Below are 24,601 nucleotides of genomic sequence, written 5' to 3' on the forward strand. Positions count from 1 at the left end.
TCAGCGGCGGGCGGGACGGCGTCCGGGTGGCGAGGGCGGCTCGGGGCCGAAGTCGGGTATCGGAGGCATGGGGCGGGTCGTCGGCTGGCCGGCGGTCACCCGCAGGCGCTCACCGTGGTGCCACAACTCGATCGCGGCGTCGGCGTCGGCGTCCGGCAGTTCGTAGCGGGCCTCCTCGGCGGTGAGCGTGACGTGCAGCCGGTGGCCGTGCCAGAGCAGGCTGAACGCGAGCCGGTCGATCCGGTCGGGCAGCCGCGGATCGAACGACAGCAGCTCCCGGTCGTCCCGCAGTCCACCGAAACCCTGCACAAGTGCCAGCCACGCCCCGCCGAGCGAGGCCAGGTGCAGCCCGTCGCCCGTCTTGTCGCCGAGATCCTCCAGATCCTGGAGCACCGACTCGGCGAACAGGTCGTACGCCAGGTCGAGGTGGCCCAGTTCGGCGGCGAGCACCCCCTGCGGTGCGGCGGACAGCGACGAGTCCCGGACCGTCCGCGCCTCGTAGTAGGCGAAGTTGGCAGCCTTCTCCTCGGCGGTGAACTCGCCCGGGCAACGCAGCATCGCCAGCACCAGGTCGGCCTGCTTGACCACCTGGTGCCGGTACAGCTCCAGGTAGGGAAAGTGCAGCAGCAGCGGATAGTCGTCGTCGCCGGTGTTGTCGAAGTCCCACTCCGGCCGGTCGGTGAACCCGGCGGCCTGCTGGTGCACCCCGCGCTTCGGGTCGTACGGCACGGTCATCGCCTCGGCGGCGGCCCGCCAACCGGCCACCTCGGCCGGGTCCACGCCCAGCCGGCCGGCCGCCTCCGGGTGCCGCTCGACGGCGTCGGCCGCGCCGCGCAGGTTCCGCCGCGCCATCAGGTTGGTGAACAGGTTGTCGTCGACAAGCGCGGCGTACTCGTCCGGGCCGGTCACCCCGACGATGTGGAAGCTGCCGTCGTCGGTGAAGTGCCCGAAGCCGTGCCACAACCGGGCGGTGGCCACCAGCAGGTCCAGCCCGGGGCCGGTCAGGAAGTCCTCGTCGCCGGTGGCCGCGACGTAGCGCAGTACCGCGTCGGCGATGTCGGCGTTGACGTGCAGCCCGGCGGTGCCGGCCGGCCAGTAGCCGGAGCACTCCCGGCCGCTGATGGTCCGCCAGGGGAAGGTGGCACCGGTGAGCCGCAGCTCGGCCGCGCGGTCGAACGCCTGCGACAGGTGCGCGTGCCGCCACCGTAGCGCCGACCGGGCCACGGCCGGCGCGACGTAGGTCAGCACCGGCAGCACGTACCCCTCGGTGTCCCAGAGCACGTGCCCGTCGTAGCCGTTGCCGGTCAGCCCTTTGGCGGGGATGGTCCGGTCACCGTCCGAGCGCCCCGCCTGGATCAGGTGGAACATCGCGAACCGGATCGCCAGCTGCAACTCCTCGTCGCCGTCGAGCAGCACGTCGGCGGTCCGCCAGGCGCTGTCGAAGGCGGCCCGCTGCTCGGTCAGCAGCGCACCGAAGCCGTCGGTGCGCGCGGCGTCCGCCTCGGCCGTCACCTGGGCGGCCAGTTCCTCGACCGAGGAGTCGGCGACGGGCGCCCATTCGTATGCCGCGAACTTGGTCAGCCGTACCCGCTCGCCGGGTGGCAGTGTCCCGGCCAGGGTGAGCCGGATCCGGTCCGCAGTGGCGTCGGTGGTGGTGGTGATGTGCTCCGGCATCGCCGACAGGTGCGCGACGGCGACGGCGACCCGCTGACCGCTGCGTTCGGTACGGTGCACCAGCAGCGCGTCGGCCTCGTCTACGCGGTGCAGCTCGCCGCTCAGCGGCTCCTGGATCAGCGAGGCGGCCCGAGGATCGTCCTCGCGTTCCGGGATGCGCTCGTTGGCCAGCAGGTCGGCGCAGATCCGCACCTCGACCGGCCCGTCCAGGGGTTCCACCGTCCAGTCGACGGCGGCGACCCGGCGGCGGCACAGCGACACCAGCCGGGTGCTGCGTACCCGCACCCCGTCCCCGGCCGGCGAGATCCACTCGGTGAGCCGTTCGATCACCCCGGTCCGCAGGTCCAGCACCTGCTCGTGGGCGAGCACCGTGCCGGTGCGCAGGTCCAGCGGCTCGTCACCGACCCAGAGCCGGACGAGCGTGGCGTTCGGCGGGCTGATGACTGTGTCACTGAGCTGCGGGAAGGCGTAGCCGTCCTCGGGATAGCTCAGCTCACGGCGTTCGTGCAGCCCGTTGAGGTAGCTGCCCGGCATGTCGACCGGATCGCCCTCGTCGAGGGTGCCGCGCCAGCCCAGCCATCCGTTGCTCAACGCGAAGACCGACTCGGTCTCACCGAGCCGGTCCAGGTCGTCCCGGGTCCGCCGGATCCGCCACCGCTCGTCGGGCTGCGGCTCGTCGGCCTCCGGGGACGACCGGTCGGGATTGGGCTGCACAGCGCCTCCAGGCGTTTCCGACGGTCCCTGCGGGCTGACAGTTCCCCGCCGGTCGGTCCACCACACCAGCAGCGTCGTTCACCACACCAGCAACAGTGCGCCGAGCGTGCCGAGCACCAGGTACGGCCCGAACGGCAGGTGGCTCGACCAGCGGGCCCGGCCGCTGACCAGCAGGAACAGGGCGACCAGTCCGGACAGGGTGAGCGCCAGTAGCAGCCCGAGCACCGGCACACTCCAGCCGTACCAGCCCAGGAGCGCCCCCGCGCTCAGCGCCAGCTTGGCGTCGCCGATGCCGAAACCCCGCGTACCGAGGAGCAGGGTGGTGGCGGCGAAGAAGAGCGCCAACCCGAGCCCGGCGGCGACGGCGCGCAGCCACGGTGCCGTCCCGGCACCTGTCAGCGCGGCCAGTCCGAGCAGCAGCCAGGTGCCGGCGGCGGCCGGGAGGGTGAGCCGGTCCGGCAGCCGGTGCACCGCCACGTCGATGAGGAGCAACGGCACCGCGAAGGCCAACCACCACGCGGCGGCGATCAGCTCGACGGCCGGCGGACGGGCCAGCAGCAGCGCGACCACGGCTGCCAGGGTGGCCAGTTCGACGGTGACCGGCGGGGCACCGACCCGGGCGCCGCAGCCGCCGCAGCGGGCGGTCGCGCCGAGCGCCGGCCAGGGGCGGTGCGGGCCGATCGGCGCGCCGCAGGCGTCGCAGCCGGTCCGGCGGGCAGTTCCCGGGGGTACGGCGTGCCGGGCGACGGCGTACCGCAGCAGGGGGGTGATCGCCAGCACGGCCACGGCGCGCGGCCACGGTCGTGAGGTCTCCCCCGACGACGGCCCGTCCGGCGCGGCTGCCCGCTCCGGTGGTGCCTGCCGGGCCGGTTGCCGGGTCACGCCACCCACCTGCTTACGGAGGGTAGTGTGTCCGGTCGGTTCGGGTGGCGGTCCGAACGTCGGGGACCCATTGTCATGCCGCCGTCCGAGTGTCGAGCCGAATGCCCGGAACGGGCAGATGGAATTCCCACCCACCGCAATTGACGACCAATTGGCACCGTTTTTGCCGGGGACGGATCGGACCGATTGCCATTTCCCGCCTCATTGCGACCGGCCGGTTGACTGCCCGTCCGGCGGCAGGCTCGCCCGCTCCATCGCCCACGCCCGCCCGCGCCGCACACCGAGCCGATCATCGCCGGCAACCTTCCGGTAACCATGCCCCGTCACCACCATTCATAACTCAGAGTGTTCACGTGAATTGCCTCTGTTGCATCGGCCAGCGTCAGCCTATGCTCGCCCCTTGGATGTGACGCAACCCACGTCCACCACCGACGAGCAGCCAGGCCAAGTGCATTCACAGGAGATCCGTAACCGTAAATGCGGCTGCGCGCGGAACAGGGCCGGAAACATCCGTCCGGTCGCGCCGCCGCACGCCCGGAGACGCCGGTGACGGCGTCCGCCGGTCGGCACCGAGGAGGGCACGAGGTGCGAGCACGGCAGCTGAGCCGCTGGACGGCCGGCCTGGTCGCGGTGGCCACGGTCGGCACGAGCACCGCCTGCGGCGGCACCCAGGAAGCGTCAACCACCGCAGCGCCCGAACGGCACAGACCTGCCGGCGCCGAGCGGGCCGCCGAGGAGGCGACCGCGGAGAAGGCGGCGCTGGCGGCCTACTCCGGCTACCTCAAGGCGTCCCGGGCGGCGAGCCGGCGCAGCGACCCGCAGGAGCCTGAGCTGACCCGGTTCCTCGCCGATCCACTGCTGACCCGGGTCCGGTTCAGCCTGCGGCAGGCCCGCCAGAACGGCGCGGTGAGCGCCGGCACGCTGCGCTCCGAAGGTCCCACAGTCATCTCGATGGACCTGGACGCCAGTCCACCCACGGTGGAGATCCAGGACTGCGTCGACGCCAGCAACTACCGGCTGATCTACGTCGCCGACGACAAGGTCGTACCGGGCACCCGCGGGTCCCGTCACCTGGCCACCGCCACGGCGACCCGCTATCCCGACGGTCGCTGGCGGATCAGCACCGGCGCGGCCCATCAGGACCAGCCGTGCTGACCGGGCGGGCCGTCAGCAGCGCGTCGGATCCTCAGGCAACCGGCAGGCCCGGTTCCGGGTGGCCGGGCCGTCGCCGGCCGGGTGCGCACCGGTCCGCCGGGCAGCGCCCGAGCCGCACGTCGCCGGCCGGTCCGCCCGGTGCGGCGGGCCACCACCGGCGACACCCGGCCGTCCCTCGTACCGGCATCGTGCGACGGGCGCTGCTCGGCGGCGCGCTGGCGGTGCTGCTGGCGAGTGGCGGCGCGGTTCCGGCGAGCGCCGCCGACCCCGGAGCCGAGTGCCCGCCGGCCCAGCCGAACTGCAACGTCTGGGACGACGACCCGGGTACCCCCGGTGGCGGTGGCAACGGCGGCGACAACGGCAGTGGCGGCAACAACAGCGGCGGAGGCGGCGGAGGCGTCTGCCAGTGGGAGGGCCGCACCATCCCCTGCTACGACGACGTGCTCGGCTGGTTCAACAGCGGCAACGGCTGCTACTACAAGCTGGCCGAGCCGCAGCCGGAAGCGCCCGAGGGCCAGCAGTGGTACGTGCAGACCTGCTACGGCGGGGCGGTGGGTGACCAGCGGACGGTGCTGCTGGACGCGCCGCCGCCGGGCTTCGGCGCGCCGCCGGACCCGGAGGAGCTGGCCCGCCGGGCGTTCGCCTCGATCACCCTGCTCGCGCCCCGGGCGGCGGTCGCGCCGCGCAAGTCCGTCGGCCCCGGGCTTGTCGGTCTGCCGGTCTGGATGTGGGCCGAACGAGGTGCCAACCAGTTCGGCCCGTTGAGCGCCTCCGCCTCTGATCGCGGCCTGACCGTGACGATCCGCGCCGAGGTGGACCGGGTGGTCTGGGACATGGGCAACGGCGACACGGTCACCTGCACCGGCCCCGGCACCAGGTACGACCCTCAGGGCCCGCACGCCGGGCGGCGCTCCCCCGACTGCGGCTACCACAGCGGCTACAGCAGGGCTGACACGTACACGGTCCAGGCGACCACGCACTGGTCGGTGACGTGGACCAGCACCGGCGGTGACAGCGGAAGCATCGGCGGTGTCACCCGCACGACGGGTCCGGTCGATATCGAGATCAATGAGCTTCAGGTGGTGGCGCGGTGAGTGAGCCCGTCCTGCGCGCCCCACAGTCGCAGACGAAAGGTTGGTACCAGTGAGCGTGGCGACCCGCAACGGAACCTCTCCGGTGGACGCGCCGGTCGCCCCGCCCCGGGTGGTCCGCCAACGCCGGGTCCGGCCCGGCCTGCTCGGCCTCGCCGTCCTGCTGATCGCCCTCGGCGGCCTGGGTTCGGCGTTCGCGGTGACCTCGGTCCGGGCGACCGGCAGCTACCTGGCGGTGGCCCGGGCGGTCGAGGTGGGCAGCGTGGTACGCGCCGACGACCTGGTGTCGGTGCAGGTGGCCGGCGGTCAGGGACTCGAACCGGTGCCCGCCTCCCGGCTCGCCGACGTGATCGGGATGCGCGCCGCCGTCTCGCTGGCCCCGGGCTCCCTGCTGACGATGGCCCAGCTCACCGACGATCCGCTGCTCGGCCCAGGGCAGCAGCAGCTCGCTCTCGGGCTACGCGCCGCCCAGGTGCCGGCGCCGAAGCTGCGCCCCGGTGACCAGGTGCTGCTGGTCAGCACCCCGAGCAGTGACAGCGGCGGAGGTTCGTCGTCCGGTGCCACCCGGTTCACCGCCACCGTCACCGACGCCGTCTCCACCGACGGGCGGGACGAGGTCGTCGTGTACCTGGCGCTCGCTGTCCGGGACGTGCCGGCCGTGGTGGCGCTTGCCGCCCAGGATCGGATCGCGGTCGTGCTGACCAAGGCGGCCTGAGCATGGCGATCATCGCGCTGGTCTCGGCCAAGGGTTCGCCCGGGGTCACCACCACCGCGCTGGCCTGCGCGTTGAGCTGGCATCGGCGGCTGATTCTGGCCGAGTGCGACCCGGCTGGCGGCTCCGTCCTCGCCGGTTACCTCGGCGGCGCGCTCGACGGGCCGCGCGGCATCGGCGAACTGGCCGTCGGCGAGTTGCGCGACGGCAGCCTGGAGAGCGCGTTCTGGTCGCAACTTGTCGACCTCGACGCGCCCCGCCGGGAGCGACTCCTGCTGCCGGGCGTGGTCGACCCCGCCCAGGCGGGCAGCGTCACCCCGCTCTGGCAGCGCTTCGCCGACTTCTTCACCGGCCTGGAACGCGGTGACCCGCCGTACGACGTGATAGTCGACTGTGGACGTCTGCACGTCCTCGGCCCGCCCTGGCCGCTGCTTCGCGCCGCTTCGGTGGTGCTCGTGGTCTCCAAGGCGCAGCTGCCCGACCTGTCCGGCACCCGGGCCATGCTCCAGACCATCGAACGGGACTTCGCCGAGCACCGGGTGCCGTCGGGCACGCTGCGCCTGCTGCTGGTCGGCGGCGGTCACGGCAGAAGCGAGGTCAGCAAGGCCCTCCAGCTGCCGGTGATCGCCCGACTGCCGCACGACCCGCGTACCGCCGAGGTGTTGAGCCTGGGCGGGACCGTGCGGGCCAGCCGGCCGCTGTTGCGCGCGGCCCGCGAGTTGGAGGTGCCGATCGGCGCGCTGCTGGAGCGACGGCGGGCCCGGCTGGCGTGGCCCGTCTCCCAGGGGGTGCCGGATGCGATTTGAACCCGTCTCGTCCGACCCGCGCCGACAGCCACCGGGCGCCACCTCCACCGCCCCGCCACTGCCCCCGGTCAACGGCTGGCACCACCAACCGACCGACGTGCCGCCACCCGTCGCGACGCCGCAAGCGGCACCGCCACCCCGGCCGCGGGTGGACTTTCAGGTGGTACGCGAGCTGCGCCGACAGCTCAGCGAACGGCTGACCCGGTGGCAGCGCGGCCGGGAGTTCAGCGTCGCCGAGGAGGACACCGAGCGCGCCCGGCTCGCGGTCGAGCTGGTCGCCGAGTACGCCGACTCGGTACGCCGCGCCGGCACGCCGATGGCCGCCGGCGAGGAACGGCTGCTGCTCGACCAGGTGACCGCCGAACTGGCCGGCCTCGGTCGACTCCAGACCCTGCTCGTCGACGACACCATCGAGGAGGTGCACATCCTCGGCTGCGACCAGGTGCGCATCACCCGGCACGGTGGCGGGGTCGACTGGGCCGACCCCATCGCCGACAGCGACGACGAGCTGGTGGAGATCCTCCAGGCGGCGGCCCGCCGGGCCGGCGCGACGGAACGCTCCCTGTCCACCTCGAAACCCACACTGGACCTGCAACTGCCCGACGGCAGCCGACTGGCCGCGGTGTTCCTGGTCAGCCACCGCCCGTACGCGGTGATCCGCAAGCACAACACCCTCGACGTGACCCTTGACGATCTGGCCGGTGGCCGGGGCGACCTGGACGAGATGATCGACCCGCTGCTGCGGGACTTCCTCCGGGCGTCGATGCGGGCCGGGTTGAACATCATGGTCGCCGGGCTGGCCGGCGCCGGCAAGACCACGGTGATCCGGGCCATGATGAGCGAGATCCCGCCGGACGAGCCGTACGTGCTGCTGGAGGAGAGTCGGGAGCTGCTCCCGGCCCGCCGCAGCGAGCGCCACCGGGCGGTGATGAGCTTCGAGGCCCGGGAGGGGCACGGCGAACGCGGGCCGGACGGTCGGCCCGCGGGCGAGGTGAGCATCGCCGACCTGATCCCGGTCTCGCTGCGGATGGGCGTGCTGCGGATCATCGTCGGCGAGGTGCGCTCCCGGGAGATCGTGCCGATGCTCCAGGCGATGACCACCAGCCGTGGCTCGATGTGCACGATCCACGCGCGTACCCCGGCCGGGGTGAGCGAGCGGATCATCGAGCTGGCACTGGCCCACGGCCGTGAGATGACAGTCGACCAGGCTCGCCGGATGGCCGGCAACGCACTCGACCTGATCGTCTACGTGAACGTCGACGACGAGACCGGCATCGGCGGGCGTAAGCACCGGTTCATCTCGCACGTCGAGGAGGTGCTGGGAGTCGGTGAGGGCAGCCGGATCACCACCACGCAGGTGTTCGGCCCCGGCCCGGACGGTCGGGCGGTCCCCCGGCACCTGCCCGAACGGGTTCGGGAGCAGTTGCTGCGGGTGGGCTACGACGCCCGGTTGCTGAGCCGGTGGATCGAGGCCGGTCAGGGTGCCTGGCGCCGGCCCCGGCAGACCCGACTCGGTCGGCGGTGAGCCGGTGCGTACGAACATCGAACTGATCGCCCTGGTCTCCGGCGCGGCCTGCGTGGCGGGTCTGGTGCTGGCGGTCATCGCGCTCGTCGGCACCCGCCGGCCGCCCGGCCGGGCACCCGGGGCGGGTCCGGGGCTCGGGCGACTCTGGCGCGGCTCCGGCACCACTGCCCGCGAGCAGCGATCGCATCAGGCCCTGCTGGTGGGCGCGGTGGTCGCTGGTGCGCTGGCCTTCCTGCTGACCGGCCTACCCGTGGTCGGCCTGCTGGTAGCGGTGGCGGTGCCCGGCACCCCGTGGCTGTTCTCGGTCGGCCGGGCCGAGCAGCGGGCCATCGCCCGGATCGAGGCGGTCGGCGAGTGGACCCGCCGGCTCAAGGACGTCTCCGCCACCGGGCAGGGACTCCAGCAGGCGATCATCGGCACGGTCACCACCGCGCCGGAGGAGATCCAGGAGGAGGTACGCCTGCTCGCCGCCCGGCTCCAGGCCGGTTGGCTGGCCCGCTCCGCCCTGCTGGCCTTCGCCGACGAGATCGGCGACCCGGTCTGCGACCAGGTGGTCGCGGCGCTGATCCTGCACCTCAGCGACCGGGGTGAGCGCCTCGGCGACGTGCTCGGCTCGATCGCGTCGGCCGCCGCGGCCGAGGTGGCGACCCGCCGGGAGATCGAGGCCAAGCGCACCCAGCCCCGGTTCGCGGTCCGCTTCCTCACCGGGATGACGCTTGCCACCATCGCGTACGGACTGCTCAACCGCGAGTACGTGCAGCCGTACGACACGCCGTTCGGGCAACTGGTGATGGCGGTGCTCGGTACCGCCTTCGTGGCGTTGCTGGCCTGGGTGCGCTCGATGAGCCAGCCGCTCCGACCGGCCCGTTTCCTGCCCGCACCCGACCCGAGCGAGGTGGTGGCGTGAACCTGCATCTCACCCTCGCGGTGGTGGCCGGTGCCACCGTCGGCCTCGGCGTGTTCCTGGTGGTTCGCGAGCTGGTGCCGGCAACTCCGGCGCTCGGCCCGGCGCTGCGCCGGCTGCACCAGCCTCCGGGTGCCGCCCGCACCGGCCCCGCGAACCGGCGTCTGGACTGGCTCACCGGGCTGGCCCGCTGGCTGCGCCCACCACACCGGCAACTGGCCCTGCTCGACCGCACCCCCGAGCAGTACGCCCTCTCCCTGCTCTTGTCCGCCCTGATCGGACTCTCCGCTCCGGCGCTGCTCAGCGTCACCCTCTTCACCGTCGGCGTCGCGCTGCCGCTTGCCGTACCGGTGCTGGGCAGCCTCGGCCTGGCACTGCTCTGCGCACTTGTGGCACACCGGTCGGTGCTGGCCAAGGCTGACGCCGCGCGGGACGAGTTCCGCCAGGCGGTCTGCACCTACCTCGACCTGGTCGCGTTGCAGCTGTCCGCGGCGCACGGTCCGGTGCAGTCACTGGAGCGGGCCGCCGCGATCTGCGAGGGCTGGGTCTTCGACCGGATATCCGAGGCGCTGCGGATGGCCCAGATGCAGATGCACTCCCCCTGGGACGAGCTACGCGATCTCGCCGATCAGATCGGCATCCCGGAGTTGGGCGATGTCGGCGCCATCATGCGGTCCTCCGGCAGTGAGGGCGCGCAGGTGCACGAAACCCTGCGCAGCCGGGCCGACTCGCTGCGCGACCAGATCCGCACCGACAACCTGGCCCGGGCCGAGGGGGTGACCAGCCGGCTCGACATCCCCGGCGCGCTGCTGGTCTTCGTCCTGCTCGGCTTCGCCATCTACCCGTTCCTGGCCCGCCTCTAGGCCGATTCCGAGTAAAGGAGCCCCGAAATGTCCGTCCTCACCTATGTACACGTCGCGCTACGGGCGCGGCTGGCCGAGCTGCGCGGCGACCGTGGCGACAGCCCGGTGCCGACCGCTGTGATCATCTTTGGCCTGGTGGCCGTGGCGATGGCGGTGACCGCCGCCGCCCTCGGCGCGGCGAACGACTGGATGGACAACATCCCGTCCCACCAGAACCCCACGGCGCCCTGATCGATGCGTCGAGCCCTGCCCGCCGGCTGGTGCCGGGTGGTCGCCGCCACCCGGCACCGCGTGCTGCCTGGCGACGGTGAGCGGGGTGGCAATCCGGTCGAACTGGCGGTGGCGCTGCCGGCGATCCTGGTGATGCTGTTCGCCTCCATCCAGGTCGCCGCCGTCTTCGTCGCCCGGTCGACAGCGCTCAACGCCGCCCAGAGCGGCGTCAACGCGGAGCGGCTCTACGACGCCCCGGCGGGTGCCGGAGAGGACCGTGCGGCCGAGTTCCTCCAGGCCGCCGGGGACTGGCTGGTCGACTGGGACGACCCGGGGCCGAGTTGCGCCGCCACGGACACCGACGTGACCTGCACGGTGAGCGGCAAGGCCCTCTCGGTGGTGCCGGGGGTCAGTTTCTCCGTCCGGCAGACGGCGCACGGGACGGCTGAACGATGGACCGAGCCGTCATGAGCCGGGGCTCCGTGTCGATCGAGGTGGCGGTGCTGGCACCGGCCTTCGTGGCGATGATGGTGCTGGGCGGGGTCGCCGGGCGTACCGCGGTGGCCAACGCGGCGCTGGAGGCCGCCGCGCACGACGCCGCCCGGGCCGCCTCGATCTCCCGGGACGCGCCCACCGCCCGGCGGGAGGCACGCGACGCGGCCCGCCGCCAGCTCGACTGGCGAGGGGTGTCCTGCTCTGGGGCCCCGCAGGTGACCTTCCGGGGCTCGGTCGACGGGCGGTCGACCACCTTCAACCGCGCCTTCACCAGCGCCGCCGGGCAGAACGCCACGGTCACCGTGCAGATCTCCTGCACCGTGTCCTACACCGACATCAAACTGCCCGCGCTGACAATGCCGGACGGACAACGGATCACCGCCTCGTTCACCTCCCCGCTGGACCGCTACCGGAGCCGGGGATGACGGCCGGGCGTGCCGACGCCGGCCGGGTGAGCATCTTCCTCGCCGTGGCCCTGATCGGGGTACTCGCCATCATCGGCATGGCGTTCGACGGCGCGGGTCAGCTCCAGAGCCTGCAACGGGCCGAGAACCTGGCCGCCGAGGCCGCCCGCGCGGGCGGCCAGGCCATCGACCGGGCCACCGCCATCGAGGGCGGACCAAAGCGGATCAACCGACGCGAGGCCCGTCGTGCCGTCCGGGACTACCTCGCCACCGCCGGGGCCAGCGATCACACCGTGACCTTCCCGGTGGTCGACGGCGAAACCCTGATCCGGGTACGCGTCGAGGTCACCTACGACCGGGCGGCGCTCGGCCTGTTCGGCTTCTCCAACACCGTCACCGTCTCCGGTGAGGCGACCGCGCGGGCGCTGACCGGGGCTCCCTAGGGAAGGAAGGTAGCCATGGCCGCATCGGGTGGCACCGCCGTACGGCGGGCCGGTCGGGTGCTCACCGGTTTCGGTGCGCTTGTCGTGCTGATCGGTCTACTGGTCGGCGGGCCGATCGCGCTGCTGGCCTTCGCCGGCAACCCGCTCCCCGACCACGTACCCACGCTCGCGGAGATCGGCACCACGCTGACCAGCCGCGACGACGGGCAACTCTTCCTCCGGGCACTGGCCATCGCCGGCTGGTTCGGCTGGGCCACCTTCGCCCTCTCGGTGCTCGTGGAGTTGGGCGCCCAGGCGTTGGACCGGCCCGCTCCCCGGCTGCCCGGCATGGGCCGCCAGCAGCGGGCCGCCGCCGCGCTTGTCGGGTCGGTCGCGCTCATCCTCGCCGCCAGCCCCGCCGCCACCGCCGCCACGACCGCGTACGGCGCGACGGCGTACGGCGGGAGCCCGACGGCCGCCGTCGCTTTCGCTCCGGCTCCCGTGATGGCGGCCCCGGCGGCGACCGGGCCAGCGGAAGCGGCCCGGACGGATCGGGTCGGCGCCCCGGCTGACGCGCCCGTGTACCGGGTCGCCAAGGGCGACTACCTGGGCGGGGTCGCCGACCGGTACCTCGACGACTTCGACGACTACCACCGGTTGGCCGCGCTCAACAAGCTGCGTGACCCGGACCGGATCCGCCCCGGCCAGCTCATCAAGCTTCCCGAACAGGCGCGTGACCAGGGTTCCCGGCCACACGCCACCGGTCGACTTGTCGCACCGAAGCCCCGCCCCGCTCCTGGGCCGGAGCGCACCGAGCAGACCCGCCCGGCACCGGCCAAGCCGGGCGACTCGGTGGATCGGCCCGGTGAGGCGGTGGAACTGCCCGGTGACCCGACCGAGCGTCCGGGGTCGGCCACGACCGCGCCGGCCAGTCCCGACGGACGGCAGCCGGAGCCGTCGCAGGTTGAGACGCCGGAGGGTCACCCCCCGGTGGTGACGGTGGGTGCGGCCCGGGCCGGCGAGCCCGACCGGGTGAACCGTCCGCTCGCCGTCTCCGCCGTACTGGCCGTGGCCAGCATCGTCGGCGCGCAGATCGGTGCGGTGCTCGGCCTGCGCCGCCGGCCGGCCGCCGCCCGCGCCGGTACCCGCCACCACCCGCCGGCCGGTGTTCCCCGCGAACTGCCCGTTGGCCGACACCGTAAGGACTGAGCCGGTCAGCACCGCGGCGCGTACCGATCGACAATGGATGTCGCTGACGCTGTCGAGCTGACAGCACGAACGACTCATGTCGCGTGACAGCACGGACGATTCAGCTCGACAGGAGGCGCGCACACCATCGGCGGTCCTCGCCGGCCGGTCCGACGCGCAACAGAGCGGAGCACGGACGCCCAGCCGCCAGCGATCGGCCGACCGGATGCCGGGTCAGGGCAGCCGGGCCTCCAGGCGGCCGTCGACGATCCGGGTCGGCAGGACCTGCTGGTCGTTCGGGGACGGGCCGTGCACCACCTCACCGCCGTTGAGCCGGAAGGTGCTGCCGTGCCACGGGCACACCACGCAGGCGTGGCCGTCGATCTCACGGACCTCACCCTCGCCGAGCGGGCCACTCTGATGCGGGCAGCGCTCCAACATGACCGTCACGTCGTCGCCGTGCCGGTAGAGGATCACCGACACGTCGTCGACCTTGCGGGTGACGAGTTCCCGCTGCGGCAGGCTCGTCATCTCCGCGACCGGGTGCCAGCCTTCGCTGATCAGGTGCAGGTCGGAGACGCTCACGTTCACCTGGGCACCCTGCTTGTACGCCAGGTGCCCGCCGAGGTACGCCCCGGCACCGGCGGCGCTGAGCCCGAGCCAGCCGAGGGTACGACCGAGTCCGTGCCGGCCGGACACGCGCGCGGCCACCGAGGCGCCGTACAGCGCCAACCCGACGGTGTTCGACGCGGCGTGCACCAGGCCGACCCGACGCTGGTCACGGGAGAGCCCCGCCCAGTCGTTGAGCCCGGCGACCGCCGCCGGCAGCGCGCTCAGGGTGCCCACCGCGGTCAGGGTGGTGGCCGCCCTCCGCTGGCCGGGCATCAGGTCCAGCACGGCCGCGCTGATCCACGCGCCGACCGGTAGCTGCACCATCGCCGGGTGCAGCGGATGGCCCAGCCAGACCCCGTGCAACAGGTCGCGGACCCGCTGTGGGCGCAGCACACCCTGCACCGTCTGCTGCAACCGGTCACCGAACCGGTCGAGGCCGGAGGCTTGCTCGATCTTCGTCAACAACGCTCGCACGAGTAACGACTTCCCGTCGTACGCCGCCGCAAACCGGTCGTCGGGGACGAATAGCCAGCCCGGCGACGCCGGGGCATGCTGACCGGATGACGGTACGGGTGGAACGGAACGGGCCGGTGACGACGGTGATCCTGGACCGGCCGACGGTCCGCAACGCAGTCGACGGGCCGACCGCCCGGGCGCTCGCCGATGCGTTCCGGGCCTTCGACGCGGATCCGGCGGCGGCGGTGGCGGTGCTCTGGGGGGCCGGAGGCACGTTCTGTGCGGGCGCCGACCTGAAGGCCATCGGTACGCCGAGCGGCAACCGGGTCGAGCCGGACGGCGACGGTCCGATGGGCCCGACGCGGATGGTCCTCGGCAAGCCGGTGATCGCCGCGATCTCCGGCTACGCGGTGGCCGGCGGACTGGAACTGGCGCTCTGGTGCGATCTGCGGGTCGCCGAGTCGGACGCGGTGCTTGGCGTCTTCTGCCGACGATGGGGGGTGCCGTTGATCGACGGTGGAACGGTCCGGCTGCCCCGGCTGATCGGGGAGAGCCGCGCCATGGACCTGATCCTCACCGGGCGCGCGGTGCCCGCCGAGGAGGCGTACGCTATGGGGTTGGTCAACCGAGTGGTCGACCCGGGCGATTCCCGGGCGGCGGCCGAGCGGCTGGCCGCCGAGATCGCCCGGCATCCGCAGACCTGCCTGCGCAACGATCGCGCCTCGGTCCTGGCCGCCGCCGCCCAACCGGAGCCGCAGGCCCTGGCCACCGAGCTGACCTACGGCCTGCACTCCCTCGCCACCGACGCCGCCGCCGGCGCCGCCCGCTTCACCGCCGGCGCCGGCCGCCACGGCACCCCCACCCCCTAACCACCCACCCCACCCCCGCGATCTTGCACCTTTGGTCGCTCAGATACGGCATACGTCCGTTATGCGGGGACACAAAGTGCAAGATCGCGGGGGCTGGCCTCACCGGCCCAGGTTGCGCAGTGCGTCGGAGATCGCCCGGTGGAAGGTCGGGTACGCGTAGATCATGTGCCGGAGCTGGGTCAGCGGGACGGCCGCGTGCACGGCCACGACCAGAGCTGACAGCACCTCGCCGCCGGCCGGACCGGCCGAGGTGGCCCCGATCAACACCCCCTGGTCGGCGTCGGCGACGAGCTTGATGAAACCGACCTCGTCGGTGCGGTGGATCCAGCCCCGGGCCGACGACGACAGCCGGGTGAAGCCGACCTGCACGTTGATGCCGCGTTCGCGTGCCTGCTGCTCGGTGAGGCCGACCGCGCCGATCTCCGGATCGGTGAAGGTGACCCGGGGCAGCGCCCGGTAGTCGGCGCGCGGCACCGATCCTGCCGCACCGCTCGATCCGGTGGCGGCCAGCGAACTGGCCGAGCCGACCGCACCGCCGACCACGCTTGCCGTACCGCTCGGGTCCGCGCCACCATCCGCGCGCCGCACGTGGTCGAGCACGTCGGCGACCACTATTGACGCCTGGTACATGGCGACGTGGGTGAAGGCACCCTCGCCGGTGACGTCGCCGACCGCCCAGATCCCGTCGGTGACGTGCAGCCGGTCGTTCACCGGCAGGTACCGCCCGCTCGCGTCGACGCCGACCGTGTCCAGCCCCAGCTCGTCAAGGTGGGCCCGGCGGCCGGTCACCACCAGCAGCCGCTCGGCGGTGAACTCCTCACCCTCGGTACCGCGCAGGGTGAAGCCTCCGGCGCCGTGCTCGACCCGGGCGGCTTTGACCCCGGTGTGGATCTCGACCCCGTCGGCCCGCAACGCGGCGGCGGCCGCCTCGGACGACTCCGGCTCCTCGACGGCCAGTACCCGGTCGAGCGCCTCGACCACCGTGACCCGGACGCCGAAGCGGGCGAACACCTGGGCCAGTTCCAGCCCGATCGCTCCACCACCCAGCACCAGCAGCGAGGCGGGCAGCTCCTCGACCTCGATGGCCGCGCGGTTGGTCCAGTACGGGGTCTCCGCCAGCCCGTCCACCGGCGGCACCGACGGGCGGGTGCCGGTGCCCAGCACGATGCCGTGGCGAGCTTGGAAGACCTGGTCACCGACCCGCACCCGGCCCGGACCGTCGATCCGGCCGCTGCCGCGTACGAAGCGGCCGCCCTTGTCGGTGAACCGTTGCACCGCCACCCGGTCGTCCCAGTCGTCGGTGGCTTCCTCGCGGATCCGCTTCGCCACCGGCGCCCATTCCGGGGTGACCTGCGCGGTGCCGGCCAGACCGTCGACCCGGCGGGCCTCGGCGACCGCGTTCGCCGCCCGGATCATCATCTTGCTCGGGACGCAGCCCCAGTAGGGGCATTCCCCGCCGACCAGGTCGCGTTCGACGCCGACCACGGTCAGCCCGGCCTCCGCGAGCCGACCGGCCACCTCCTCCCCGCCGACTCCGAGTCCGAGCACCACCACGTCCACAAGTTCCGGCTCCGCCATGCCGCCAGCATCGCGCACCGGTCCGCCCCGGGCCACCCGGCCGCGTGGATCAACTCAGCGCAGCCAGACCGGGGTGTCGCCGGGCGGCTCCAGCGGTGGCGGGTAGTCGAGTGTGCGGCGCAGCGCCTCCGGCAGTCGCCACGGCTGGTGCACCGCCCCACCGGCCACCGACGCCAGTTCAGGCACCCATCGCCGCACGTACCCGCCGTCGGGGTCGTACCGCTCGGCCTGCCGGACCGGATTGAACCCCCGGTACGGCCTGGTGTCGTTGCCGGTGCCGGCGACCCACTGCCAGTTGCCCGAGTTGTCGGCGATGTCGCCGTCGAGCAGCCATCGGAAGTAGACCGCCTGCCCGTCCCGCCAGTCCAGCCCGAGTGTCTTGGTCAGGTAGCCGGCGGTGATCAGTCGGGCCCGGTTGTGCAGCCAACCCTGCGCCCGTAGCTGACGCATGCCGGCGTCCACGACCGGCAGGCCGGTGCGCCCCTCGGCCCAGGCGGTGAGGGCCTGCTCGTCGTAGCGCCAGTGCTCGGTCGCGCGGCGCCGGTACGCCTTGCGGGGCAGGTCGGGAAAGGCGGCGGTCACCTGGTGGTAGAAGTCCCGCCAGCAGAGTTGCCGGACGAACGGGGACTCCCGATCGTCGATCGCGTTGGCCACGGTGAGCGGTGACAGGCAGCCGAAGCGAAGGTACGGGCTGAGCCGGGAGGTGGCGTCGCCGGCCATGTCGTCGTGGCGGTCGCCGTAGCTCCCGACGTCGGGCAGCCACCGCGCCAACCGGTGCCGCGCCTCGTCCTCCCCACCGGTCACCGCGTCCGGCGAGTCGCCCGGCGGCAGCGCCGGGAGGCGCCCGACCGGCACCCCGGCCGGCAGCACCACTGTCGTCGGTGCGGACAGTTCCTCCCGCCACCGCCGGCCGCTCCACGCCCGGTGGTACGGACTGAACACCCGGTAGTGGTCACCACCGCCCGGACTCAGCTCCCCCGGCTCGACCACCGTCAGGCCGGGGAAGAACCTCAGGTGCAGCCGGTGCCTGTCGCACTCGGTACGCAGGCGTTGCGCCCGGCGGGCCGCGTACCGGGAGACGTCGGCGGAGAGCGCGACACCTTCGGCGCCCACCTCACCGGCCAGCCGGATCGTCTCGGCCACCGGGTCGCCGTGCCGCAGCACCAGGTCACCGCCGAGCCCACGCAGAGCCTCGCGGAGCGCGGCGAGGCTCTGGTGCAGGAAGCGGGTGCGGTTCGGCGACAGCTCCGCGAGCGCGGGGTCCAGCACGTACAGCGGCACCACGCGGTCGAAGGCCGCGCAACTGGTCGCCAGTGCCGGGTGGTCGTGCACCCGCAGGTCGCGGGTGAGCAGCACGACCGCGGTACGCCCGCTCACCGCACCGGCGGTCCGGGCAGGGCGACCGGGCTGCCGGGCGGGGTCAGCAGGGCACGCGTGGCCACTCCCAGCCGGCGCCGCTGCGGCACCGTGGCCCGCCGGGCGAAGACGTCGTAGTCCTGGGCGGCCACCTCGTCGAGGATCCCGCCGTAGAGCAGGTAAGCGGTGCGGATGCAGGCCTGCGAGGCACCGTCGAGCAGGACCACACCCGGCGCGGCGGCGAGGTAGTGCGCCTGGGCGCGGGCCACCTCGTACCTGATCAGCTCGCGCACCGGCTCGCTGGACCGCCCGGCGGCGTGGCAGGCGAACAGGTCGTCGCGGGTCACACCGAAGGCGGACAGGTCCTCGTCGGGCAGGTACGTCCGCCCTCGGGCCAGGTCCTCGCCGACGTCGCGGATGAAGTTGGTCAGCTGGAACGCGAAGCCGAGCTGCCGGGCGGGCTCACGGGCCGCCGCCGGGTCGGAGCTGCCCAGGATGGGCAGCATCATCGTGCCGATGACCGCGGCCGATCCCTCCATGTAGTCCAGCAGGTGCTCGTAGGTGCGGTAGGAGGTGACGGTCAGGTCCATCGCCATGCTCTTGAGGAACGAGGCGAAGTCCTCCCGTTCGAGGTCGAACACGGCGATGGTGTGCAGCACCGCCGGAAGCAGCGGGTCGCTCACCGGGGCACCGTGCAGCCCGGCGACGAACCGGCCGCCCCAGTCGTCCAGCCGGGCCGCGCGCTCGGCCGGTGGCAGGGCGTCGGTCTGATCGACGATCTCGTCGGCGTAGCGCGTGAACCCATATAAGGCGTGCACATGCCGCCGTTTCCATGCGGGCAGCAGCCGGGTGGCGAGATAGTAAGTGCGGCCATGACGTCTGTGCAGCTCACGGCATCTGTCGTAGGCAGCGGCGAGATCCAGGTCCACCGGCCCCTCCTCTGATTCGACGCACCAATCGACGCAACTTGAGACCTTAGGGTACGCTCGGCGGCATGGCCAGCGACGGACCAACGGGTAACCTCCTTCGCGTGGTGCCTGAGCAGCCGGTCGGTGGAGTCGACCCGATCGCTGCCGTCCTGGCCGCCTACACGCGGGACATCGTCACGGCCGTCGACAACACGCTTGCCGAGTTCCTGACCGCCGAGGTCGACGCCCTCACCGCAATCGACCCGGCGATGGGTGGCTTCGCCGCCACCGCCCGCGACTGTGTCCTCTCCGGCGGAAAGCGGGTCCGGCCCACATTCGCCTACTGGGGGTGGCGTGGCGCGGTCGGTGGCGACACGCCTGTAGCCCCGGTGCTGCCCGCACTTGCCACCCTGGAGCTGCTGCACACCTTCGCGCTTGTGCACGACGACGTGATGGACGCCTCCGCCACCCGACGCGGCCGACCGACCGCGCACGTGGCGGTGGCCACCCAGCACGCCGCGGCGGGCCGCAACGGCGACTCCGGGCGGTTCGGCGAGGCGGTCGCCGTCCTCATCGGCGACCTCTGCATGGTCTGGGCCGACCAACTGCTGGCCCACGCCGACCTGCCGGCGGACCGGCTGTTCCAGGTTCGGCAGGGCTACGACCGGATGCGGGTGGAGACGGTCGCCGGGCAGTACCTCGACGTCCTCGGCGAGACCGACCCGGAGAGCTGGTCGGTGGACCGGGCACTCCGGGTGGCCCGGTACAAGACCGCCAGCTACACCGTGCAACGGCCGCTGCTCTTCGGCGCCAGCCTGGCCGGCATGGGCGGGGACAGCGCGCTGGCCACCGCGTACACCCGCTACGGTCTCGCCGTCGGCGAGGCCTTTCAGCTCTGCGACGACCTGCTCGGTGTCTTCGGTGACCCCACCACCACCGGCAAACCGGCCGGTGACGACCTGCGTACCGGCAAACCGACGGCGCTGCTCGTGCTGGCCCGGGAGCTGGCCAGCCCGACGCAGTTGCGGGCGCTCGACGGTGCCGACCGGCGTGCCGACGCGCCGGAGATCGCCCGGCTGGCCGAGGTCGTGGTCGACACCGGCGCGGTGCGACGGATCGAGCGGATGATCGACGAACGGGTCGAGGAGGCGCTGGCCGCGCTCGAGGCGGTCGCCATCGACGAGACCGCCCGTACCGCGCTGGTCGGCCTCGCGACCGCCGCCACCCACCGGAGGGCATGATGGGCTCCCTGCACAGCGGCCGTCGGGAAACCCGCGAGGTTTTCCGGTCCCCCAGAGAGGTGGTCCCCGGTGCGAACCGTTGAGGGACGTACTGACCAGGTGGTGGTTGTCGGGGCCGGTCTCGGCGGGCTGGCCTGCGCGCTGCACCTGGCGGGCAGCGGACGCCAGGTGACAGTGCTGGAACGCGAGGCGGTGCCGGGCGGACGGGCCGGTCGGCTCAGCGTCGACGGCTACGAGTTCGACACCGGCCCCACCGTGCTCACCATGCCCGATCTGATCGCCGAGGCGCTCGCCGCGGTCGGTGAGGAGCTGACCGACTGGCTCGATCTGGTGCCGCTCGACCCGGCCTACCGTGCCTACTACCCGGACGGTTCCACGCTGGACGTGCTCACCGACACCACAGCGATGGCGGCGGAGATCTCCCGGGTCTGCGGGCCCCGGGAGGCCGACGGCTACCTGCGGTTCGTCGACTTCGCCCGGAACCTGTGGCGCCTGGAGCGGGCCGACTTCATCGAGCGCAATCTCGACGCCCCCACCGACCTGCTCACCGGCAACCTGCTCAAACTCGTCGCCACCGGCGCCTTCCGGCGACTGCAAACCAAGATCGATCAGTTCTTCCGGGACCCGCGCACCCGACGGATCTTCTCCTTCCAGGCGATGTACGCCGGCCTCGCCCCGCACGACGCGCTGGCCATCTACGCGGTCATCGCGTACCTCGACTCGGTCGCCGGGGTCTTCTTCCCGCGTGGCGGCATCCACGCGGTCTCCCGCGGGCTGGCCGGCGCGGCCGAGAAACACGGCGTGCGGATCCGGTACGGCACCACCGTCACCCGGGTGGAGACCGCGAACGGCCGGGCGACCGGCGTGGTGACCGCCGACGGGGAGTTCGTCCCCGCCGACGCCGTGGTGCTCAATCCCGACCTTCCGGTGGCGTACCGCGACCTGCTGCCGCCGGCCCGGCAGCGTCGGCTCACCTACTCACCCTCGTGCGTCGTGCTGCACGTCGGCTCGACCCAGGGCTACCGGCGCATCGCCCATCACAACATCCACTTCGGGCGGGCCTGGCAGGGCACCTTCGACGAGGTCATCCGGCGGGGAAACCTGATGTCCGACCCGTCCCTGCTGGTCACCAACCCGAGCCGGACGGACCCGGCGGTGGCCCCCACCGGCCGGCACACCTATTACGTGCTGGCTCCGGTGCCGAACCTCGACCGGGCGCCGTTCGACTGGCGGGGCGACCTCACCGCCCGCTACACCGACCAGCTGATCACCACCCTGGAGGAGCGCGGCTACGTCGGGTTCGGCGCGGGCGTCGAGGTGCTGCGGGCGATCACCCCGGCGGAATGGGCCGAGCAGGGCATGGCGGCCGGTACGCCGTTCGCCTCCGCGCACACCCTGTTCCAGACGGGCCCGTTCCGGCCGTCGAACCTGCACCGCTCGCTGTCCAACGTGGTGTTCGTCGGCTCGGGCACCCAGCCCGGCGTCGGCGTACCGATGGTGCTCATCTCCGGTAAGCTCGCCGCCGCCCGGATCACCGGGGAGCGTCGGTGAGCCGGAGAAGCGAGGCGGCGCCGAACCCCGTGTGCACGGACGGAGGGTGGCGTTGATGCCGCAGTCCCGGGAGAGCCACCTCGTCGAACTCGTCGACGACACCGGCCAGCCCGTCGGGGAGGCCACCGTGGCCGCCGCCCACCAGCCGCCCGGTCAGCTGCACCGGGCGTTCTCCGTACTGCTCGTGGCGCCCGACGGTCGGGTGCTGCTGCAGCAGCGCGCCGCGACGAAGACCCGCTTCCCGTTGCGCTGGGCGAACTCCTGCTGCGGCCACCCGAAGCCGGGCGAGGCCCTGACCGAGGCCGCCAACCGGCGGTTGTCGGAGGAGCTGGGCGCCGGACCGGTGCCGCTGAGCGAGATCGGCGTCTACGTCTACCGTGCCGAGGATCCGGCCACCGGGCGGGTCGAGGTCGAGTACGACCACGTCCTGCGCGGCGAGTTCCACACCGACGGGCCACTACGCCCGGAGCCGGCCGAGGTGGCGGAGCTGCGCTGGGTCGAGCCGACCCAACTGGCCGCAGCGCTCCACCGCGACCCCGACGCCTACGCACCATGGCTGGGTGGCGTACTGGATCGGCTGCTGCAACCCTCGAAACCGCCCGGGCAGCCGGCCGACGACGCGCCGGAGCGGCCGGGTGGCCGATGAGGCGCTGAGCGCGGGCGTCGTCGCCCAGCGCCTGGGGGTCGCGGTCACCACGCTGCGCACCTGGCACCAGCGGTACGGCCTCGGGCCCAGCCAGCACATTCCGGGTCACCACCGGCGCTACACACCTGGCGACCTGGCCCGGCTCGAGGTGATGCGGCGGCTCACCGCCGAAGGGGTCAGCCCCGCCGAGGCGGCCAGATGGGCCCGTCAGGCACCCGACACCCTCGCGTCCGTCGGCGCCCCCGGCGGCAAGCGCAGGGGACGGGACGGCGGCGGTACGACCATCCCGGTCGGTCGGGCCGGTCCGGCGGCCCGGGGGCTGGCCCGTGCCGCGATGCGACTGGACGCCGAGGCCATCAACGAGACGATCTCCCGCGCCATCGCCGCCGACGGCGTGGTCACGACCTGGGACCGGCTGCTGCGCCCGCTGCTCGTGGGTATCGGCGAGCGGCACGTCGCCACCGGTGCGCTGATCGAGGTCGAGCACCTGGTGTCCCGCTGCGTCTCGGCGGCGTTGGGCGCGGTGGCGTCCGCCGGCCCCGCTGCCGGGCCACCGCGCGTCCTGCTCTCCTGCGCCGACGAGGAGCAGCACAGCCTGCCGCTGGAGGCGCTTGCCGCAGCGTTGGCCGAGGCCGGCGTCGGCTACCGGATGCTCGGTGCCCGGGTACCGCTCACGGCGCTGCTCGCCGCGATCGACCGGACCGGACCGGCCGCCGTGGTGCTCTGGTCGCAGACTCGGGCCACCGCCGACCCGGCCCAGCTCACCGCCCTGCTCACCGGGCCGAGCCGGCCGCTGCTCGTGCTCGCGGCCGGGCCGGGCTGGCCGGCCCGGACCCTGCCGGCCGGGGTGGTCCGCCCGACCGACCTGACCGAGGCGGTTTCCCTCACCGTCGCCGTGCACGACTCGCTGAATCGTTCGGCCGCCTCCTGACCCGCCGTGGGTCCACCCAAATCGGGTGAACTAGCGTCGGGGGGTCCGCGTACCCCGAACCCCTTCTCGGGAGCGAACGATGCGTCACCGTTTCCTGCTGGCTGTCCTGGTCGTCCTGCTCGTCGCCGGCTGCGGTGGTGGTGGTGGCACCCCGGAGGCCACCGCCCCGTCCAGCCCGCCACCCTCGGCCCCGCTTCCGCCGGAGGCGACCCCGTCGCCGACCCGCACCGTGCCGCCGAAGCCCGCACTACGACCGCTGCCGGCGAAGCTGCCGGCCGGTCTGGTCCGCACCACCGGCACCAAGAAGGTGGCCCTCACCTTCGACGACGGACCCGATCCGGCCTGGACGCCGAAGGTGCTCGACCGGCTGAAGGCAGCCAAGGTGACCGCCACCTTCTGCGTGGTGGGTACCCAGGTCCGCAAGCACCCGGGCCTGCTGCGGCGGATCGTCCGGGAGGGGCACCAGCTCTGCAACCACAGCTGGAACCACGATCTCGACCTGGCCCGGCGGCCGGTCTCCGAGATCCGCGCCGACCTGGTACGCACGAACCGGGAGATCCGGCGGGCGGTACCCGACGCGAAGGTGCCGTTCTACCGTCAGCCCGGAGGCCGGTGGACCGCCGAGGTGGTGAAGGTCGCCAAGCAGCTCGACATGCGCTCGTTGCACTGGACTGTCGACCCGCAGGACTGGGCCAAGCCGACCGCGGCCACCATCGAGAAGCGGGTGAAGCGGTCGGCCCGCCCCGGTGCCGTGGTCCTGCTGCACGACGGGGGTGGCAATCGCTCGGCCACCCTCGCGGCCTGCGCCAAGGTGATCAGTGGCCTGAAGCGCGACCACGGCGTCGCCCGGCTCACCTGAACCGCCTCTGAGCTGGTGTTTCCCAGGGCGTTGTGGCTGCCGCCATACCGGTTTGGTCGACCGGTACGCCATCACGTATGCTTTCGAAGCCTCCGGCGGGGCCGGATGGGAGCAAGTCCGCTCAACGTTGCGAGTGTGCAATGATGGCGGGGCCGCCCTCATCGTCTAGCGGCCCAGGACGCCGCCCTTTCAAGGCGGTAGCACGGGTTCGAATCCCGTTGGGGGCACGGTTCGGCTCAGGCCGAAGGCAACACCAGCAAGGTCCTGTGGAGCAGTTGGAGTGCTCGCCGCCCTGTCAAGGCGGAGGTCGCGGGTTCAAGTCCCGTCAGGACCGCAAGCGCTGACGCCGCGCCCCTCGCGCGGCGTTCTGCGTATCGGGGCATGTGACCCGTCCCAGCGGCGATCCCGCAGGTTGGGTAGCATGAGCCGAGCACCACGGCCAGGTAGCTCAGTTGGTACGAGCGTCCGACTGAAAATCGGAAGGTCGGCGGTTCGACCCCGCCCCTGGCCACATAGCCTTTCGCCGGGCTATTGCAACGCCGATCAGCG

24 protein-coding genes and 3 tRNA genes are annotated in these 24,601 nt (G+C 72.9%); 21 read left to right on the forward strand and 6 right to left on the reverse strand.

Annotated elements, in window-relative coordinates; translation table 11 throughout:
* Together AB0I71_RS05445 and AB0I71_RS05450 are read right to left on the reverse strand one after the other, a co-directional pair.
* Complete coding sequence (locus AB0I71_RS05445; protein ID WP_357582042.1) at positions 1-2,388, reverse strand: glycosyl hydrolase family 65 protein; 2,388 nt, start codon at positions 2,386-2,388, stop codon at positions 1-3.
* A 78-nt stretch (positions 2,389-2,466) separates the two neighbouring features.
* Positions 2,467-3,174, reverse strand: coding sequence for an A24 family peptidase (locus tag AB0I71_RS05450; RefSeq protein ID WP_357582343.1), 708 nt, complete (start codon positions 3,172-3,174; stop codon positions 2,467-2,469).
* 681 nt (positions 3,175-3,855) lie between these two features.
* On the opposite strand from AB0I71_RS05450, the gene AB0I71_RS05455 reads away from it, so the two are divergent.
* From AB0I71_RS05455 to AB0I71_RS05510, 12 genes are all read left to right on the forward strand, one after another.
* Complete coding sequence (locus tag AB0I71_RS05455) at positions 3,856-4,425, forward strand: hypothetical protein (protein ID WP_357582043.1); 570 nt, start codon at positions 3,856-3,858, stop codon at positions 4,423-4,425.
* Positions 4,426-4,646: 221 nt separating this feature from the next.
* The gene (locus AB0I71_RS05460; protein WP_357582344.1) at positions 4,647-5,519 is read left to right on the forward strand and encodes a hypothetical protein; all 873 of its coding nucleotides are present in this window, start codon (positions 4,647-4,649) and stop codon (positions 5,517-5,519) included.
* 49 nt (positions 5,520-5,568) lie between these two features.
* Complete coding sequence (locus AB0I71_RS05465) at positions 5,569-6,231, forward strand: SAF domain-containing protein (RefSeq protein WP_357582044.1); 663 nt, start codon at positions 5,569-5,571, stop codon at positions 6,229-6,231.
* 2 nt (positions 6,232-6,233) lie between these two features.
* Complete coding sequence (locus AB0I71_RS05470) at positions 6,234-7,034, forward strand: ParA family protein (protein ID WP_357582045.1); 801 nt, start codon at positions 6,234-6,236, stop codon at positions 7,032-7,034.
* Positions 7,024-8,559 (forward strand): CpaF/VirB11 family protein, encoded by a 1,536-nt coding sequence (locus AB0I71_RS05475; RefSeq protein WP_357582046.1) that lies wholly within the window; start codon positions 7,024-7,026, stop codon positions 8,557-8,559. Before AB0I71_RS05470 ends, AB0I71_RS05475 begins: the two co-directional genes overlap by 11 nt.
* A gap of 4 nt (positions 8,560-8,563) precedes the next feature.
* Complete coding sequence (locus AB0I71_RS05480; protein ID WP_357582047.1) at positions 8,564-9,466, forward strand: type II secretion system F family protein; 903 nt, start codon at positions 8,564-8,566, stop codon at positions 9,464-9,466.
* Complete coding sequence (locus tag AB0I71_RS05485; RefSeq protein ID WP_357582048.1) at positions 9,463-10,326, forward strand: type II secretion system F family protein; 864 nt, start codon at positions 9,463-9,465, stop codon at positions 10,324-10,326. Before AB0I71_RS05480 ends, AB0I71_RS05485 begins: the two co-directional genes overlap by 4 nt.
* A gap of 27 nt (positions 10,327-10,353) precedes the next feature.
* Positions 10,354-10,557 (forward strand): hypothetical protein, encoded by a 204-nt coding sequence (locus tag AB0I71_RS05490; protein ID WP_357582049.1) that lies wholly within the window; start codon positions 10,354-10,356, stop codon positions 10,555-10,557.
* A gap of 3 nt (positions 10,558-10,560) precedes the next feature.
* Positions 10,561-11,007: a TadE family protein gene (locus AB0I71_RS05495; RefSeq protein ID WP_357582050.1), complete on the forward strand. Its 447-nt coding sequence runs from the start codon at positions 10,561-10,563 to the stop codon at positions 11,005-11,007.
* The gene (locus tag AB0I71_RS05500) at positions 10,989-11,456 is read left to right on the forward strand and encodes a TadE/TadG family type IV pilus assembly protein (protein ID WP_357582051.1); all 468 of its coding nucleotides are present in this window, start codon (positions 10,989-10,991) and stop codon (positions 11,454-11,456) included. The genes AB0I71_RS05495 and AB0I71_RS05500 overlap by 19 nt, the downstream gene beginning before the upstream one ends.
* Positions 11,453-11,878, forward strand: coding sequence for a hypothetical protein (locus tag AB0I71_RS05505; RefSeq protein ID WP_357582052.1), 426 nt, complete (start codon positions 11,453-11,455; stop codon positions 11,876-11,878). The genes AB0I71_RS05500 and AB0I71_RS05505 overlap by 4 nt, the downstream gene beginning before the upstream one ends.
* 15 nt (positions 11,879-11,893) lie before the next feature.
* A complete protein-coding gene (locus AB0I71_RS05510) occupies positions 11,894-13,066 on the forward strand; it encodes a LysM peptidoglycan-binding domain-containing protein (protein ID WP_357582053.1) in 1,173 nt (390 codons plus the stop codon).
* A 213-nt stretch (positions 13,067-13,279) separates the two neighbouring features.
* Here the strand turns inward: AB0I71_RS05510 and AB0I71_RS05515 are convergent, their stop codons facing one another.
* The gene (locus tag AB0I71_RS05515) at positions 13,280-14,131 is read right to left on the reverse strand and encodes a Rieske (2Fe-2S) protein (protein WP_357582054.1); all 852 of its coding nucleotides are present in this window, start codon (positions 14,129-14,131) and stop codon (positions 13,280-13,282) included.
* 86 nt (positions 14,132-14,217) lie between these two features.
* Here AB0I71_RS05515 and AB0I71_RS05520 point away from each other — a divergent pair, with 86 nt between their 5' ends.
* Positions 14,218-14,982, forward strand: a complete 765-nt coding sequence (locus AB0I71_RS05520; RefSeq protein ID WP_357582055.1) for a crotonase/enoyl-CoA hydratase family protein — start codon at positions 14,218-14,220, stop codon at positions 14,980-14,982.
* Between the two features lie 99 nt (positions 14,983-15,081).
* Here AB0I71_RS05520 and AB0I71_RS05525 read toward each other — a convergent pair whose 3' ends face one another.
* Genes AB0I71_RS05525 through AB0I71_RS05535 form a run of 3 tightly spaced genes read right to left on the reverse strand, consistent with a single transcriptional unit; the run spans position 15,082 to position 18,845 of the window.
* Complete coding sequence (locus AB0I71_RS05525) at positions 15,082-16,560, reverse strand: FAD-dependent oxidoreductase (RefSeq protein WP_357582056.1); 1,479 nt, start codon at positions 16,558-16,560, stop codon at positions 15,082-15,084.
* Positions 16,561-16,614: 54 nt separating this feature from the next.
* On the reverse strand, positions 16,615-17,937 hold the full coding sequence (locus AB0I71_RS05530) for a deoxyribodipyrimidine photo-lyase (protein ID WP_357582057.1): 1,323 nt from the start codon (positions 17,935-17,937) through the stop codon (positions 16,615-16,617).
* On the reverse strand, positions 17,934-18,845 hold the full coding sequence (locus tag AB0I71_RS05535) for a phytoene/squalene synthase family protein (RefSeq protein ID WP_357582058.1): 912 nt from the start codon (positions 18,843-18,845) through the stop codon (positions 17,934-17,936). The genes AB0I71_RS05530 and AB0I71_RS05535 overlap by 4 nt, the downstream gene beginning before the upstream one ends.
* Before the next feature lie 65 nt (positions 18,846-18,910).
* On the opposite strand from AB0I71_RS05535, the gene AB0I71_RS05540 reads away from it, so the two are divergent.
* The 8 genes from AB0I71_RS05540 to AB0I71_RS05575 all read left to right on the forward strand — a co-directional run bounded on the left by AB0I71_RS05540 (position 18,911) and on the right by AB0I71_RS05575 (position 24,563).
* Positions 18,911-20,065, forward strand: a complete 1,155-nt coding sequence (locus AB0I71_RS05540; protein ID WP_357582059.1) for a polyprenyl synthetase family protein — start codon at positions 18,911-18,913, stop codon at positions 20,063-20,065.
* A 69-nt stretch (positions 20,066-20,134) separates the two neighbouring features.
* Positions 20,135-21,616 carry a phytoene desaturase family protein gene (crtI, locus tag AB0I71_RS05545; protein WP_357582060.1) on the forward strand — a complete coding sequence of 494 codons (1,482 nt, stop codon included), beginning with the start codon at positions 20,135-20,137 and terminating at the stop codon, positions 21,614-21,616.
* Between the two features lie 55 nt (positions 21,617-21,671).
* Positions 21,672-22,262, forward strand: a complete 591-nt coding sequence (idi, locus tag AB0I71_RS05550) for an isopentenyl-diphosphate Delta-isomerase (protein WP_357582061.1) — start codon at positions 21,672-21,674, stop codon at positions 22,260-22,262.
* A complete protein-coding gene (locus AB0I71_RS05555) occupies positions 22,252-23,193 on the forward strand; it encodes a MerR family transcriptional regulator (protein WP_357582062.1) in 942 nt (313 codons plus the stop codon). Before idi ends, AB0I71_RS05555 begins: the two co-directional genes overlap by 11 nt.
* A gap of 79 nt (positions 23,194-23,272) precedes the next feature.
* Entirely contained in the window at positions 23,273-24,052 is a 780-nt protein-coding gene (locus AB0I71_RS05560) for a polysaccharide deacetylase family protein (protein ID WP_357582063.1), read from the forward strand.
* Positions 24,053-24,206: 154 nt separating this feature from the next.
* Positions 24,207-24,279, forward strand: a tRNA-Glu gene (locus AB0I71_RS05565).
* Positions 24,280-24,312: 33 nt separating this feature from the next.
* Positions 24,313-24,386: transfer RNA gene (locus AB0I71_RS05570), tRNA-Asp, on the forward strand.
* A gap of 103 nt (positions 24,387-24,489) precedes the next feature.
* A tRNA-Phe gene (locus tag AB0I71_RS05575) sits at positions 24,490-24,563 on the forward strand.
* Positions 24,564-24,601: the final 38 nt, after the last annotated feature.

It is taken from the genome of Micromonospora sp. NPDC049891 (genome assembly GCF_040660295.1).
Lineage (GTDB): Bacteria > Actinomycetota > Actinomycetes > Mycobacteriales > Micromonosporaceae > Micromonospora.